This window comes from Alistipes sp. An66, assembly GCF_002161445.1.
In the GTDB taxonomy this organism is placed as follows: domain Bacteria; phylum Bacteroidota; class Bacteroidia; order Bacteroidales; family Rikenellaceae; genus Alistipes; species Alistipes cottocaccae.
Genome location: NZ_NFHT01000002.1, coordinates 201,144 through 215,674, shown reverse-complemented (window position 1 = coordinate 215,674; position 14,531 = coordinate 201,144). Strand labels below are relative to the sequence as shown.

Below are 14,531 nucleotides of genomic sequence, written 5' to 3'. Positions count from 1 at the left end.
AAAAATGCGTGAAAGTGTATCTTTTTCATCGGGGAAAAACTCTCCGGCGGTTGTCGGTCCGATGAATTTCACTATCTTTGTAAAAAGGAAACGTATTCATGCCTATGGTATAAAGAATCGGTGTTTGATTGACATATAAAAAGCGTTGGCTTTTATTCTCGTTTTTGAAAATCGCCAAATTGAAGAATACCCGAGAATAGGTTGATGCTCGCGTCTGACGGCGTGGGCTTTGTCTATTTGGGTAAGGGTGTTTGGCGATACCTCAAAAACAAATCAGGCGTTGTCCCACGCTTTTTGCATTCATACGATCCATTTTACGGAAAGATTGTTTAACTTAAATAAATGAAGCGTTATGTTGAAAAAATTGAGTTTGTTGTTTGCTGCCTTTGTTTTGGGCGCTGTTATCAGCCTTGCCATCCAGGCCTGTGGAAACGAAAGTAAGATCGAATCTGGAAATGATGTTACAACCGGTGATGTTCCATCTTCGGGAAATGATTCGGATACGCCGTGCAACTGTGCGTGGGGCAGTCAGAAATGGGCCAGTATTGTTTCGTATGATGAAAATGGATTGGAATCCAATCGTACAGATTATGAATACGACGATGCAGGGCGTTTGATCGGTTCCATACAATTGGTATACAGTAAGAGTATATCCGGAGATATATATTTGTATTACAAGCAGGAAATTGATTATACCTACACGGATTCGGACAATATCCGATTCGGAACGATAACAACCACCCAATATGATGAGAACGGAGGAATTACCCGAAAAACAAAAACAACGGATAAGGTGATTCTTTATAAACAATAAGGGTGTTTTGTTGTAGAGGCGGAATAGTTTCGTATTTTTGTGCAAAATTCAATCCGTGTGAGAACCGTCGAACTGCTGGCTCCGGCCAGGGATTACGCCTCGGCCGTCGTGGCCGTGGATGCGGGCGCCGATGCCGTCTACATCGGCGGCGCGCGCTTCGGGGCGCGGCAGGCCGCCGGAAACGCCACGGCAGAGATCGCCCGTGTCGTGGAGTATGCCCACCGCTTCGGCGTGCGGGTCCACGCCACGCTCAACACGCTGCTCTGGGACGAGGAGCTCGCCGATGCCGAACGGCAGGCCCGCGAGCTCGTCGACGCCGGGGTCGATGCCCTCATCGTGCAGGACATGGCTCTGCGGCGGATGAACCTCCCCGTGGAGCTGCACGCCTCGACGCAGGTCTCGAACCGCACGCCCGAGGGGGCACGGTTCCTCGCCGAAGCGGGTTTTTCACGGGTTATTCTCGAAAGGGCCCTCTCGCTTGACGAGATCCGGGCCATCTGCGCCGCGACGACGGCCGAGGTCGAGGTCTTCGTCCACGGGGCGATCTGCGTCGGGTACAGCGGCCGCTGCTTCCTCTCGCGGACGATGTCCGGGCGCAGCGGCAACCGCGGGGCGTGCAGCCAGCCCTGCCGCCTGCCCTGGGATTTGACCGACGCGAAAGGCCGCAAACTCATTGCGGGAAAACACCTCCTGTCGGTCCGCGACCTGAACCTCTCGCAACGCCTCGGCGAACTGGTCGATGCCGGCGTCGCGTCGTTCAAGATCGAGGGGCGTTTGAAAGATGCCGGTTATATCCGCAACGTCGTGGCTTACTACCGCCGGGCGCTCGACGAAGTGCTGGCCGCACGTCCGGGCCTGTGCCGCGCCTCGGTCGGGGAGAGCGTCCCGGATTTTACGCCGGATCCCGCCAAGAGCTTTACGCGCGGCGAATCCGAATACTTCCTGGACGGCAAACGCCCCGGCGTGGCGTCGTTCGACACCCCGAAGTCGGTCGGTGAACGGATCGGCCGCGTGGCGCGGGTCGCGGGCGGGAGTTTCACGCTCGACACCGATGCGGACCTCGCCCCGGGCGACGGACTCTGCCTGCTGACGCCCCGCGGCGCGACGGGTACGAACGTCAATGCCGTCGAGGGGCGCCGTATCACCCCGAACCGCATGGAGGGGATTGTCCCCGGTGCGGAGGTGTTCCGGAACTGCGACCGGCGGTTCACGCTGGCGTTGGAGCGCAGCCGGATGCGGCGCGTGATTCCGGCGCGGGCCGTGGTCGAGGTCTCCGAAGGGGAGTTTTCGATCCGCTGCACCGATTGCGAAGGTCTTTCGGCCGCGGCATCGCGCCCCCTGCCGCTCGACCGGGCGAAGAATCCCGAAGCCAATGCCGCGGCGCTGCGTGCGCAGGCGATGAAGTCGGGCGATACGATCTTTGCGGTGCGCGAGGTCGAGGTGCGGGGCGCCGAATGGTTCGTCCCGGCGTCGCTGGCCGCCGAGGTGCGGCGCGAAGCCCTCGACGGGCTGCTGCGGGTCCGGACCGAACGCCCCCTGCCGCATCGGATCCTGCCCGAAAACCCCGCGGCACGCTACCCGGCAGAGCGGCTGACGGCCGAGGAGAACGTGACGAACCGCCTCGCCGAAGCCTTCTACCGCGACCACGGCGTGCGGGAGATCGAACCGCCGCTGGAACGGGCCGCCTCGGCTGTGGGGCACACCGTGATGCGCTCGGCCTACTGCATCCGCCGCGAGATCGGCGAGTGCCTGCGCGAAGGTTCGCGCCTGGGCGGCGACCTCTACCTCGAACACGGTGCGGAGCGCTTCCGCCTGGTGTTCGACTGTGCGGCGTGCGAGATGTCGCTGGTCAAGGAGCCCCGCCGGGAAGGTGCACGTCCCGGCCGGAGGACTCCCGCAGACGATGAACGCAAATAAAATCCACGAAAATACCATGCAGCAGCAACTGACCCCCGATTTCCCGGATTACGAACTCATCGACACGGGCGATTTCGAGAAACTCGAACGCTTCGGCCGTTTCGTGACGCGGCGCCCCGAACCGCAGGCCATCTGGCGGCGGACGCTCCCCGAAGCGGAGTGGCAGCGGCTGGCCGATGCGTCGTTCCTGCGCGACGCCCGCAGCGACGAACGCGGCGTGTGGCGCCTGGCGCCGAAGATGCCCGACCGCTGGACGGTGACTTATGCCTGCCGGGAGATGCGGCTGCGCATGCGGCTGGCCCTCACGTCGTTCAAGCACGTCGGCATCTTCCCCGAACAGGCCGCCAACTGGAATTTCATTTACGATAACGTGCGGCGGCTCGGCGGCGTGGCCCCGGCGGCCCGCGCCGTATCCGGCTCCGCGGAGGGCGGTCTTCGGAATCTCGCCGGAGACGCTTCCGCGGTTGCGGCCGACCGCCCCTCCGCGGCGCCGCGGGTGCTGAACCTCTTCGCCTACACGGGCGGTGCGACCCTCGCGGCGCGGGCCGCCGGGGCCGAGGTGACGCACGTCGATTCGGTGAAGCAGGTCGTGACGTGGGCCCGCGAGAACATGGAGTCGAGCGGGCTGGACGGCGTGCGCTGGATCGTCGAGGATGCCTTGAAGTTCGTGCACCGCGAGGTGCGCCGCGGCAACCGCTACGCGGGGATCATCCTCGATCCTCCGGCCTACGGACGCGGGGCCAATGGTGAGAAGTGGGTCCTCGAGGACCAGATCGGCGAGATGCTCGAAGCGTGCGCCGCACTGCTCGAACCCCGCGGGGCGTTCCTCGTGCTGAATCTCTATTCGATGGGTTTGTCCTCGACGCTGGCCCGCACGGCCGTGCGGCAGGCCTTCGGCGCCCCGATCGAAGAGCAATGGGGCGAACTCTGCTTTGCGGACCGCGCCGGCAAGGAGCTGCCCCTGGGGACCTACTACCGATTCACCCGGTAGTCCGGTCGGGAATCAGAAGACGTGATAGATGAGAATCCCGGCCACGGCCGAGAGGACGATCAGCAGGATCGGGTTCACCTTGCGCCACGATCCGATGAAGACCCCGCCGAAGAGCACCCAGCTCCACGCGTCGATGAAGTTCTGCTCGTCGGGCTCCGAGCTGTGGGGGAAGATCAGCAGCAGGGCCGCCGCGGCGATCATGCCGATCACCGCCGGGCGCATCCCCCGCATGGCCCCCTCGACCCACCGGTTGTTTTTCAGCTTCATGAAGAACCGCGCCACGAGGATCATCAGCGTGAGCGACGGCAGGCACACCGCGAAGGTGGCGATCACCGATCCCAGCACGCCGCACCAGACCGCTCCGGTCTGCATCCCCACCGAATAGCCGACGTAGGTGGCCGAGTTGATGGCGATGGGTCCGGGGGTGATCTGCGAGATGGCCACGATATCGGCGAACTGCGCGTTGGTGAGCCACTGGTGCTGCACGACCACCTCGTTCTGGATGAGTGACAGCATGGCGTATCCACCGCCGAATCCGAAGAATCCGATTTTGAGGTACGAGACGAAGAGTTGCCAGAGGAGGATCATGTCGCAGGGCGGTTATGCTTTCGGTTTGTCGTTGCGTTTGGCGATCTTCGGGGCGACGGCCAGTTCCCAGGCGATGCCTGTCGCGGCGGCGATCACCAGCACCCAGATCGGCGACCATCCCAATCCCCACACGGCGAGGGCTGCTGCGGCGATGACCGCGAACATCGACCAGTGCATGCCGCGGGCCAGTGAGATCACGGGCCCGATGATGAGCGCCACGACGGCCGGACGCATCCCCTTGAAGGCGGCGTCGACGATCGGGTTGTGGCGGATGTCGGCGAAGAAGAGCGCGATGGCCAGGATGATGACGAACGACGGCAGCACGACGCCCAGCAACGCTGCGGCCGCGCCCCACAGCCCGCGGACCTTGTACCCCACGAAGACCGACGTATTGAGCGATATGGGGCCCGGCACCGACTGGGCCAGCGTCAGCAGGTCGAGGAACTCCTTGCGTTCGACCCACTTCCGGTTGTCGATCACCTCGCGTTCGATCAGGGGGATCATGGCGTAGCCCCCGCCGAAGGTGAAGAGTCCGATCTTGAAGAACGAGGCGAATATCGTGCGCAGGCGGTTCATCGTTTCAGGGTTTTATTCGCGTTTTTTGCGGCCCAGCAGGGTCAGCAGTCCGTCGATGTAGGTCATCGGGTGGGTCGGGGCGCCGGGGAGCCAGAGGTCCGGCGTATGGGTGTCGAGGAAGCGCCGGTCGACGGCCCGGCTCTCGGAGAAGAGACCTCCCGAGCACGCCTCCGTGCCGCACATCACGAGGATCTTCGGCTCGGCCACGGCGTCGTAGCAGATTTCCAGTGCTTCGGCCATGTTCGCCGAGATCGGGCCCGAGACGACCACGCCGTCGGCGTGGCGCGGCGAGGCCGTGAATCCGATGCCGAAGCGTCCCAGATCGAAGTTGACATTCCCCGTGGCGTTGAGCTCCATCTCGACCGAGGCGTCGCCGCCGGCCGAGACCTCGCGCAGCTGCAACGCCTGCTTGAAGCAGCGGCGGATTTCGGGGCGCACCCGCTCCGGATCGAAGGCCACGCGGGTGTCTCCGGCGTGCAGGACGAGCCCTTCGCGCGTGGGCGAACCGATGCGGTAGTCGTTCGTGAAGCGCACGTTGCGGGGTGCCACCCGGGCGCACTCGCCGCAGAAGAGACAGCGCCCCAGATCGAGCGAGAGCGGTTCGGCCGTGAAGGCTCCCGTGGGGCAGATCGCCGCGGCGCGTTCCGCGTCGGCGCGATCCTCCGTGAAGGTCAGTTCGGGGCGTCCCCGGAACTCCGCAGTCAGCTCCACGGCATCGAGGTCCGGAATCGCCTGCCGCCCGTGGCTGCGCAGGACCCGTATTTTCGGAAAAATCATCTGCGTATGTTTTGTATCCCGCAAAAATAGCGAAAAGCCGCGGATCGTACAACTCTTTTCCGCGAATTACGCAAAACCGGGGCCGGAACTCCTCCCGACGGAGCGAATTCCGGCCCCAATGCGGCTGCCCGGCGTCACTTCCGGCTTCGAGCCGGTTGTTCGGTGTCATTCCCGACCCCGGAGCGGTTGCCCGGCGTCACTCCCGCCCCGGATCGGTGAACGTTGCTGCCGGGAGCCAGTCGATGGCGTACTCTGTGGCGCTCTCTTTGGCAAAGATCTTCGCCACGGTGTACTCCGCAGCCTCGGCATCGGTGAGCTGGCGCCCGCCGTTGGCGCGCTGTGCGAGGCGCTCGGCCGTGGCTCCCTCGCCCGTACACCGGTATTCGGCGAAGAGCGCCGGGTTGGCCGACATTTTGGTCCATCCCTCGGCTTTCAGCGCTGCGGGCTCCTCACAGCGGAGGAAGACCGCACGCGGGGCATCTTTCCACGGGCGTCCCAGGTGGAAGTAGGTGAACGCCGCGCCGTCGAAATCTTTTTCGGAACTCGACGGGAAGCTGATCGTGCAGTCCGTGCAGACGATGCCGTAACGGTGGTCGGCGGGGGTCGACGGGGCCGTCACGACGCTGTTGTTGCGGTTCATGCGGAGCGTGCAGCGGTCCAGCAGGATGGTCGACGATCCGAAGATGAAGTCGACGTTGCCCTCGACGTAGCAGTCGCGCAGGTAGACGCGTCCCGTACCGCGGCCGTAGAACGTATCCTGATAGCCCGTGATGCGGCATCCGTAGAAGGCCGCGCGGTCGGCCCGGACCTGAACCGCGACGCCTTGTGAATCTCCCCCGTCGGCGGCGATGTTCGCCTTGCTGTTGACGTAGGTGTTGGCGATGGTGACGTTGCTGGCCGTAAAGTCGTTGGCCTCGATCAGGAAGGTCTGGCAGCCCGATGTGCCGAGGGTCCCGCCCGCACCGTTGTCGCGGCCTGCGTAGTCGTCCCAGGTGATGATGCACGTGGCGGCATCGTCGCCGATCAACGTTACGTAGGGATGCCGTGACGAAAGGGTGACCTTTTCTTCATAGGTCCCCGGGCGCAGGCGCACGATATGCGGTTTGTTGTCGACCGGAAGGGCGTCGAAGGCCTCCTGCACGGAGGTATGGTCGCCCGATCCGTCGGCGGCCACGATGACCGTATGGATCGGGTCGGAGGGTTCGGGCGTGTCGTCATCTGCCGACCCGCAGGCCGTCGGAAGAACCGGGAGCAGCAACGTTGCAAGAAGTGCGGCAATGGGGTAGAAAGGTTTCATGATTCAGGTTCGTGTTTGGTTTCTTCGGCAAAGTTCGGGTTTTCGGAACGCTCCGGAGGGGATTTTTCCGCGAAAAACCGGGATTTTTTGTCGTTTTGGCCTTTGACGGGCTCCTGCCGGAAAACGCAGGGCCCCTGTTCCGTTGCGGAACAGGGGCCCGGAAGTTCATACGGCGGCCGTCGGGTCAGAGGTCGTGGCCGCAGTAGGAGAGGTTGAAACTCTTGTTGCAGATCGGGAAGTCCGAGATCCCCTCGCCGCGCACGGCCAGCGCCAGCGCCAGCCAGTTGTGCAGGCTCGGGTCCTTGATGCGGTATGCCGCCAGACGCCCCTCCGCATCGGTCACCGCGACGTGGCACGTCTCGCCCCGCCACCCCTCGACCAGTCCGAACGCAAGCGACGAGGGGGCTAACTGCGACGTGTAGTCGGGGCGCCCGCACGGGTTTTCCGTCGCACCGTATTTCTGTTCGTAGATCGACAGCAGCCGGTCGATGTAACGCGCCGACTGTGCCACCTCGCGGCTGCGGACCGTGAGGCGCGCCATGACATCCCCCGCCTCCTCGACGATCGATTCGTGCGACAGACACTTGCCGAACGATCCCCAGGGGTGCGTCGCGCGGATGTCGCGCCCCAGGCCGCTGGCGCGCGCCGCCTGACCCACGCCGCCGATGCGCCGCATCTCGTCGCGCGGCACCACGCCGCACTGCTCGAAGCGCGCCAGCAACGAGGGCGACGACTCGATGTCGCGGCGCACCTCGTCGTAACGGCGGGCGATTTCGGCCACGTTGCGGCGGATCATCGCCGACTTTTCGGGCGTCAGCGCATGGTCCGTGCCGTGGGGGCGGATCAGCCCCTTGCCGAAGCGGTTGCCGCACCACGCCTGCGTGGTGTTGATCGTCATCGTGCGCAGCGCCTCGCAGGCCACCTGCCCCAGCTGATAACCCGTATCCATCGACAGCGCGCCCGTGTCGGCGATCTGCATGGCCATGCGTTCGAGTTCCAGCGCCACGACCCGTTCGCGGTCCAGCTGGGCGGGGCGCTCACGGCCCGTGAGCTTCTCGATCGCCTCGGCGAAGGCCGTGGCATGGGCTACGGCGCTGTCTCCGGCAATGGACTCGGCCAGGCACATCTGACGCAGGCGGTTCTCCGTTGCCGTGAAGGCCGCCTCGACACCCCGGTGCTGGTATCCCAGCGCGATTTCGAGGTGCAGGACCTGCTCGCCGTTGCAGATGAAGCGGAAAGCTCCCGGCTCGATGATCCCGGCGTGGATCGGGCCCACGTTGACCTCGTGGAGCGACTTGCCCGCCATCGTGTAGAAGGGGTAGTTGTCGATCGAACTCTGGCGGTCGTAGCGGTCGAAGGGGAAGCGCAGCGGCTTGGGCCACGGCTGCCCGTCGAAGCGGATGCCCCAGCGTTCGGCGATCTCCCGCTCGAAGGGGTGCAGCTGCGGATAGCGGGCCGTGAGCGACGGAAGCGCCGTTTCGTCGTAGTAGCCCGTGGCGTGGGAGGTGATGAGCACCCGCCCCTCGGCGTCGTCCAGCACCAGGCAGTAGAAGCGCATCCGGTTGCCCGACGGCAGCGCGAAGTAGTGCGCCACGTGGCAGCGTTCGTCGGCGAGCCAGCCGTTCAGCAGGTCGTAAAAATCGGCATAGGCGATTTCGGGGATCTCTTCCAGCCGGATGGATCCCGCCGTATTGTCGGTTACGAGGTAATTCATAGCGTTGCGATTTGATCGATCAGTTCCCGCAGGAATTCCGGCTGCCAGAGCCCCAGCACCATGGCCGCGGCCAGCAGCGAGAGGGCCGACCACGACAGTGCCCGGTCGGCTTTCGAGGGGTGGAGTTCGTCCTGATTGGGCTGGTAGCAGAGGCGGATCAGGCGCGAGCAGAACGAGTAGATGACGATGCACAGCAGGAGCAGCATCCCGGCCACGAGCCACCAGGCGCCGTCGGTGATCGTCCCGCGCAGGATCATCAGCTCCGAGACGAAGAGCGGCGAGGGCGGAAAGGCTACCAGCACGACCATGCCCGTGAGCAGACCCACGGCTCCGACGCGGTTGATGTGGATGTAGTCGCCGATGCGGTTGATGCGGTAGCCGTTGTAGACCTGGCGCACGACGGCCATTTGCAGGAAGAGACTGCTCTTGATGAGCGTGTGGCAGACGACGTGGAACACCGCGGCCCAGACGCCGATGCCGCCGATGCCGAGTCCGATGGCGGCGATGCCCATGTTCTCGACGGTCGAGTAGGAGAGGAACCGCTTGTAGTTGTTCGTGCGCCGCAGGAAGAGCGCCCCGATGGCGAGCGACAGCACGCCGACGATCAGCAGCACCGACCGCACCCACGGAAAGACCTCCGTGGAAGCAAGGAGCTTGTAGACGCGGAAAATGGCCAGAAATCCGGCGTTGACCAGCCCCGTGGAGATCAGTGCCGAGGCGGGCGACGGCGCGGCGAAGTTGGCGTCGATGCCCACGGTGTGGAGCGGGAAGAGCTCCATCTTGCAGCTGTACCCGCAGAGGATCAGCACGAAGGCCGTTTTCAGGTAGAGGGCGTTGCCGTGGGTTGCCGCGGCGGCCACGACGCCGTAGTCGAGCGATTCGCAGTCGGTGGCGGCAGCCAGCAGCAGGATCCCCAGATAGGCCATGGCGATGCCCGTCGAGCAGACGAAGACGTATTTCCAGGCCGCTTCGAGCGTCTGGGCCGTGCGCCGGTGGTAGATGATCCCCGCCGAGCAGAGCGTCGTGGCTTCGAGGAAGATCCACGTCACGGCCAGATTCGAGGCGAAGTAGGCCCCCGAGATGGCGGTCGTGAGCAGCATCACCAGTGCCGAGTAGGTGCGTGTCTGCGAGAGGTCGTTTGCGCGCAGATAGGCCTCCGAGTGGAAGTAGGCGAAGGCCGAGACGATGCACAGCAGCACGTAGAAGAGCGTCCCCGGGGCGTCGAAGCGGAACCAGCCCGTCGAGTTTCCGCCGTAGAGCCCTCCGAAGAGGATCATCCCGGCGAAGGCCGCCTGTGCGGCGTAGAAGAGCACTCCGATATGGAAGAGCTGGCGTTCGCGGCGCACGGCGAAGGCCGTGGCGGCGATCAGCAGGCTTGCGATGAGATAGGCGATCATGGCGTCAGTCCTTTACGTTGGTCAGCGAATCGGCGTCGTCGGCGTGGAGCTTGTCGTCGATCTTGGTGAAGAAGATGCCCAGCATCAGCACCGAAATGAGGATGTCGAGCAGGATGGCGAAGTTGATCAGCAGCGGCATCTCCACGCCGATGGCCGTCGAGAAGAGGAACACGCCGTTCTCGATGACCAGAAAGCCGACCATGTGGGAGAAGATGCGCCGCCGCAGGACGATCAGGATCAGCCCGCTCAACAGCGAGTAGAGGGCCACGCCGAAGAAGACCAGATCGACCGTCGGGTCGGCGATGCAGTAGGTCAGCGAGGCGCTCACGGCCAGCGCCACGAGCGAGAGCAGCAGCGATCCCGACTGCGACGATCCGGAACGCTTCACGCGGTTGATGCGCGTGCGGCGGATCACGGCGAAGAGCAGCCACGGTACCAGAATGCCTTTGAAGAGCAGGGTTTCGAGCGCCACGAAGGCCAGCTCGGCCGGATTGGAGGCGTGCAGACGGATGATGGCGATGCCGAACAACAGCCATCCTTGCAGGCCGATCAGCGAGGCGAAGTTGCGGAAACGCTCCGTGATCGAGAGATAGACGAGCGTTACGACGTAGAGCAGAATCAGCGGCAGAATCATTGGAGTCCGATGTTGAGTCGCAGCAGGTAGCCCGTGAAGAAGACCAGGGCGGCCAGTGCCGTGATGGTGAGTATGAAGGTGGTATTGCGGACGAGTTTGTTGCGGGCCTGTGTCGACTCGACGATCCCCACCGAGAGTCCCGTGAGCAGGAGGGCCAGCGGTGCCGCGAACCACCACCGCGGGCAGGTTGCCGCCGCCACGGCGTCGGCCGCCAGCATCGACAGTGCGGCGCTTTTGAGCCACGTCCCGATCTTAACGTAGGCCAGATCGACGCCGCAGTAGTCGAGGCACATCACCTCGTGGATCATCGTCAGTTCGAGGTGCGTGCGGGGGTCGTCGACCGGTATGCGGCCGCTTTCGGTGAAGACGATCTTCGTCAGCACGTAGGCCGCGAGCAGCAGGACGACGATGAGTTTCGCGTCGCCCGTGGCATCGGCCTCGAAGATCGACGCGAAGGAGGTGTGGCCCGAGATCAGCGCCAGCGTCCCGAAGGTGAGCATCAGCGCCGGTTCGACCAGCGCGCCGTAGAGCGCCTCGCGGCTGGCGCCCATCCCCTCGAACGAGCTGCCGGTATCCATCGCCGCGAGAATCAGCGCCCCGCGTCCGAGGGCCAGCAGGTAGGCGAAGGCCACCAGGTCGCCGTCGAACGAGACGAGCGGCCGCAGGTCGCCCACCGGGATGCAGAGCGCGGCGAGCAGCGAGGTCGTCAGGATGACCGACGGTGCCGTGCGGAACAGCACGGTGGTCGTCGGCGAGTAGACGGCGCCCTTGCGCAGCAGCAGGCGCACGTCGTGGAGGTGCTGGGTGAAGCGGATGCCCTTGCGTCCGGCGAGGCGGGCCCGCGTGCGGTTGATCAGCCCCGGGATGCAGATCGCCGCCAGCACGACGAGAAGCGTATTGAGCAGTGTCATGGTCAGATTACGTTACAGATCGACAGGAGGAACACCAGCGCCAGGAAGGCCAGGGCGAAGAGCACGTAGTGGTTGATCTTTCCCGTGCGCAGGCGCATCATGCGCTGGTTGATCAGGCGCAGCAGTTCGACCCACCACGCCGAGAAGAGGCGTCCGATGCGGTCGCGGTGGCCGATGTCGAAGCGGTGGGCGTCGGGGAAGATCTCGCCCTTGCCCACGGCGGAGCCTTCGCCGCTGTTGTGGGTCAGGGGCGTGGCGATGGACTGCAACCCCTCGGAGAAGGATTCGCCCGTGTACTGCATCCGCACGTTCGGGGCGGTGAATCCGCAGCCCCACGTCGGGCCCCGGGCGATGCGGCGTCCGCGCAGCATGCGGCGGCGGAGCCACAGCAGCAGCGCCGTGCCGAGCAGCAGTCCCCAGGCGATGCGTCCCACGGCCGCGAGCGTCGGGGAGAGCAGCCAGTCGGCGGCGTCGGCCGGCGTGCGGAGGAAGAAGTCCGCGGCGTGCGTCACGCCCGCGACGGCCGCCCGCGGGAAGAGTCCCACGAAGAGGATTCCGGCCAGCGGCAGCGCCATGGCGGCGATGCGGAGGTTGTCGACTTCGGAGGCTTCGGCGACCTCGTGCGAGCGGGGTGCGCCGAGGAAGACCGTGCCGTAGAGTTTCGTGAAGGCCAGCACGACGAGCCCGCCGATCAGCGCCAGCGCCGCAAGTCCGGCCGCCGAGGCGAGAATCCCGCTCCCCGAGGCGATGCCGTCGAAGAGCCCGAGGTAGATGAGCAGCTCCGAGACGAATCCGTTCAGCGGCGGCAGGGCGCAGATGGCCGCCGTGCCGGCGAGAAAGAGGAGCGACGTCAGGGGCATGTGCTTCGAGAGCCCGCCCAGTGCGTCGAGCGATGTGGTGTGGGTCTGCGAGAGGATGTTTCCGGCGCCGAAGAAGAGCAGCGACTTGAAGAACGAGTGGTTGAGCGTATGGAGCAGCGCGCCGGCCATGCCGCAGAGCGCCACGAGCTGGTTTCCCGAAGCCTTGCCCAGGGCCGCTACGCCCAGTGCGAGGAGAATCACGCCGATGTTCTCGATCGAGGAGTAGGCCAGCAGCCGTTTCACGTCGTTCTGCGTTGCGGCGAGGATCACGCCCCAGAGACCGGTGACGATCCCCAGCGCGAGGAGGATGACCCCGGCGGTGTGCAGCACGGGAAGTTCGCCCAGCGCCGCCACCGTGCGCAGGATGCCGTAGACGCCCGTCTTGATCATCACGCCCGACATCAGCGCCGAGACGTGCGACGGGGCGGCCGGGTGTGCTTCCGGGAGCCAGACGTGCATCGGGAACATGCCGGCCTTCATGCCGAATCCGGCGAGGAAGACCAGGAAGAGCGGCAGAGCCTTCTGCGTGCGGAAGTATTCGCCCAGGGCGTCGAACGTCGCCGAGCCGCAGACGGCGTCGAGGCGCACGAACCCCACGACGAGCAGCACGAAGCCGATGTGCATCATGATGAGGTAGGCCAGCGCCGCGCGGCTCACTTCGCGGCGTTGGGCGTCGTAGAGGATCAGCAGGAACGACGCCACGGTCATCAGCTCCCAGAAGAAGAGGAACGAGAAACCGCCGTCGGAGCAGACCACGCCCAGCATGGCGTAGCACATGACGGTGAGCGACGTGTAGTGCAGCGAGACGTGCGCCGGGGATTTTGCGGCGAGCGTGTGGTCCAGGTAGCCGCGCGCGTAGAGCACCGAAGCCACGGCGCCGATCGAGATCAGCACGACGAAGAGGGCCGAAAGTCCGTCCATCGAGCCCGTGTCGCCCCCGAAGAGGGGGTCGGGGGCCGCCCAGAGGGCCTCGGCGGTTCCTCCGGCGAGCACTCCGATCGCGCGGACCGAGGCCCACAGGGCGCCGCCGGCCGTCAGCGCGAGAGCCGTCCAGGCCTTCGCCCGCAGCGGCGCCGCGAAGATCGCGGCGGTGACCAGAACGAGAAAAAACAACGTGTAGAGATAGAGCATATCGCGTTTTTTGATTTTCCGGGAATGGGTCTATTCGCCGCACAGCAGCGGCCCGTTGACCGTTGCGGCCATGATGACGGCCGTGAGGGCCGCCGTTTCGGTGCGCAGACGCTGGGGGCCGAGCGTGATCTCCCCGAAGCCGTGTGCCAGCGCGAAGTCGATCTCTTCGGCCGAGAAGTCCCCTTCGGGGCCGATGAGGATCCGCACCGGCTCTCCGGGGCGGAGCGCGGAGGCCAGAAAGGCCTTGCCGCCCTGCGAGCGTGCCGCGGCGCAGTGGGCGATGAAGCTCCGCCCGGCGAAGGGGCGTGCGACGAACTCCCGCAGCGGCGTGAGCTCGTGCAGTGTCGGACGGTAGGCCTTCAACGACTGCTTCATCGCCGCCGTGATGACCTTCTCGCTGCGCTGCGCCTTGAAGGTGCGCCGCTCGCTGTGGGCCGTTTCGAGCGGCACGACCTCCGTCACGCCCACCTCGGTAGCCTTTTCCAGAAACCACTCGAAACGGTCGGGGTTCTTCGTCGGCGCCACGCCCATCGTCAGGGCGTAGGGCATCTTCTCGAATTCGGCGTGCGTCGCGACGATCCGCACCGTGCAGCGTCGCGGGTCGGCATCGGTGATCTCGGCTTCGTAGAGGTTTCCGCGGCCGTCCGTCAGGTGTAGCCGCCCCCCGACGCCGAGGCGCAGCACGCGGATGCAGTGCTTCGACTCCTCCTCGTCGAGCGTATGGTAGGGCGGTTCGAGGTCCGGTGCGTAGAAGAGTTGCATGATGGGTCCCCTGTTTGATTTACGGAATTTTATTGTACCTTTGTCTTGCCCGAGCCGTCCGCCGGTTGCGACGGGGCGGAGGCGGCCGGCGGATTCTTCCGTCAGGACGCTCTCCGGGCCCTTTCGTGCGGCGTTCGGATTGCGGCGCGCAAAGTTACACAA

Annotated in this window: 13 protein-coding genes; 3 read left to right on the top strand and 10 right to left on the bottom strand. The window is 64.8% G+C overall.

The features are described from left to right. The first annotated feature begins 352 nt into the window (after window positions 1-352). From B5G16_RS02685 to B5G16_RS02675, 3 genes are read left to right on the top strand one after another with little or no spacing between them, the layout of a single operon-like run. Window positions 353-814 carry a hypothetical protein gene (locus tag B5G16_RS02685; protein ID WP_087260815.1) on the top strand — a complete coding sequence of 154 codons (462 nt, stop codon included), beginning with the start codon at window positions 353-355 and terminating at the stop codon, window positions 812-814. Between the two features lie 57 nt (window positions 815-871). Continuing rightward, complete coding sequence (locus tag B5G16_RS02680) at window positions 872-2,731, top strand: peptidase U32 family protein (RefSeq protein ID WP_087260813.1); 1,860 nt, start codon at window positions 872-874, stop codon at window positions 2,729-2,731. A 16-nt stretch (window positions 2,732-2,747) separates the two neighbouring features. Beyond that, entirely contained in the window at window positions 2,748-3,722 is a 975-nt protein-coding gene (locus B5G16_RS02675) for a class I SAM-dependent methyltransferase (RefSeq protein WP_087260811.1), read from the top strand. A 12-nt stretch (window positions 3,723-3,734) separates the two neighbouring features. Here B5G16_RS02675 and B5G16_RS02670 read toward each other — a convergent pair whose 3' ends face one another. The 10 genes from B5G16_RS02670 to B5G16_RS02625 all read right to left on the bottom strand — a co-directional run bounded on the left by B5G16_RS02670 (window position 3,735) and on the right by B5G16_RS02625 (window position 14,369). After that, window positions 3,735-4,307 (bottom strand): chromate transporter, encoded by a 573-nt coding sequence (locus tag B5G16_RS02670; protein ID WP_087260954.1) that lies wholly within the window; start codon window positions 4,305-4,307, stop codon window positions 3,735-3,737. A gap of 15 nt (window positions 4,308-4,322) precedes the next feature. Beyond that, complete coding sequence (locus B5G16_RS02665) at window positions 4,323-4,886, bottom strand: chromate transporter (RefSeq protein ID WP_087260809.1); 564 nt, start codon at window positions 4,884-4,886, stop codon at window positions 4,323-4,325. Between the two features lie 12 nt (window positions 4,887-4,898). Continuing rightward, window positions 4,899-5,663 (bottom strand): NADH:ubiquinone oxidoreductase, encoded by a 765-nt coding sequence (locus B5G16_RS02660; RefSeq protein WP_087260953.1) that lies wholly within the window; start codon window positions 5,661-5,663, stop codon window positions 4,899-4,901. A gap of 196 nt (window positions 5,664-5,859) precedes the next feature. Beyond that, entirely contained in the window at window positions 5,860-6,960 is a 1,101-nt protein-coding gene (locus B5G16_RS02655) for a pectinesterase family protein (RefSeq protein WP_087260807.1), read from the bottom strand. Window positions 6,961-7,144: 184 nt separating this feature from the next. Further along, entirely contained in the window at window positions 7,145-8,674 is a 1,530-nt protein-coding gene (locus tag B5G16_RS02650; RefSeq protein WP_087260805.1) for a hydrogenase large subunit, read from the bottom strand. Then, entirely contained in the window at window positions 8,671-10,071 is a 1,401-nt protein-coding gene (locus B5G16_RS02645; RefSeq protein WP_087260803.1) for a complex I subunit 5 family protein, read from the bottom strand. Before B5G16_RS02645 ends, B5G16_RS02650 begins: the two co-directional genes overlap by 4 nt. A 4-nt stretch (window positions 10,072-10,075) precedes the next feature. Next, window positions 10,076-10,705 (bottom strand): hypothetical protein, encoded by a 630-nt coding sequence (locus B5G16_RS02640; protein WP_087260801.1) that lies wholly within the window; start codon window positions 10,703-10,705, stop codon window positions 10,076-10,078. Continuing rightward, on the bottom strand, window positions 10,702-11,616 hold the full coding sequence (locus B5G16_RS02635) for a respiratory chain complex I subunit 1 family protein (protein WP_087260799.1): 915 nt from the start codon (window positions 11,614-11,616) through the stop codon (window positions 10,702-10,704). The genes B5G16_RS02640 and B5G16_RS02635 overlap by 4 nt, the downstream gene beginning before the upstream one ends. A gap of 2 nt (window positions 11,617-11,618) precedes the next feature. Then, entirely contained in the window at window positions 11,619-13,607 is a 1,989-nt protein-coding gene (locus B5G16_RS02630) for a proton-conducting transporter transmembrane domain-containing protein (protein WP_087260797.1), read from the bottom strand. Window positions 13,608-13,637: 30 nt separating this feature from the next. Beyond that, on the bottom strand, window positions 13,638-14,369 hold the full coding sequence (locus B5G16_RS02625) for a 16S rRNA (uracil(1498)-N(3))-methyltransferase (RefSeq protein WP_087260795.1): 732 nt from the start codon (window positions 14,367-14,369) through the stop codon (window positions 13,638-13,640). Between the last annotated feature and the right edge of the window lie 162 nt (window positions 14,370-14,531).

What these genes read in the sequence shown, in the direction of transcription:
- B5G16_RS02665 (WP_087260809.1), bottom strand. Translation starts at nt 4,886, where the DNA reads ATGAACCGCCTGCGCACGATATTCGCCTCGTTCTTCAAGATCGGACTC.
- B5G16_RS02645 (WP_087260803.1), bottom strand. Translation starts at nt 10,071, where the DNA reads ATGATCGCCTATCTCATCGCAAGCCTGCTGATCGCCGCCACGGCCTTC.
- B5G16_RS02630 (WP_087260797.1), bottom strand. Translation starts at nt 13,607, where the DNA reads ATGCTCTATCTCTACACGTTGTTTTTTCTCGTTCTGGTCACCGCCGCG.
- B5G16_RS02660 (WP_087260953.1), bottom strand. Translation starts at nt 5,663, where the DNA reads ATGATTTTTCCGAAAATACGGGTCCTGCGCAGCCACGGGCGGCAGGCG.
- B5G16_RS02640 (WP_087260801.1), bottom strand. Translation starts at nt 10,705, where the DNA reads ATGATTCTGCCGCTGATTCTGCTCTACGTCGTAACGCTCGTCTATCTC.
- B5G16_RS02655 (WP_087260807.1), bottom strand. Translation starts at nt 6,960, where the DNA reads ATGAAACCTTTCTACCCCATTGCCGCACTTCTTGCAACGTTGCTGCTC.
- B5G16_RS02625 (WP_087260795.1), bottom strand. Translation starts at nt 14,369, where the DNA reads ATGCAACTCTTCTACGCACCGGACCTCGAACCGCCCTACCATACGCTC.
- B5G16_RS02675 (WP_087260811.1), top strand. Translation starts at nt 2,748, where the DNA reads ATGCAGCAGCAACTGACCCCCGATTTCCCGGATTACGAACTCATCGAC.
- B5G16_RS02650 (WP_087260805.1), bottom strand. Translation starts at nt 8,674, where the DNA reads ATGAATTACCTCGTAACCGACAATACGGCGGGATCCATCCGGCTGGAA.
- B5G16_RS02635 (WP_087260799.1), bottom strand. Translation starts at nt 11,616, where the DNA reads ATGACACTGCTCAATACGCTTCTCGTCGTGCTGGCGGCGATCTGCATC.
- B5G16_RS02685 (WP_087260815.1), top strand. Translation starts at nt 353, where the DNA reads ATGTTGAAAAAATTGAGTTTGTTGTTTGCTGCCTTTGTTTTGGGCGCT.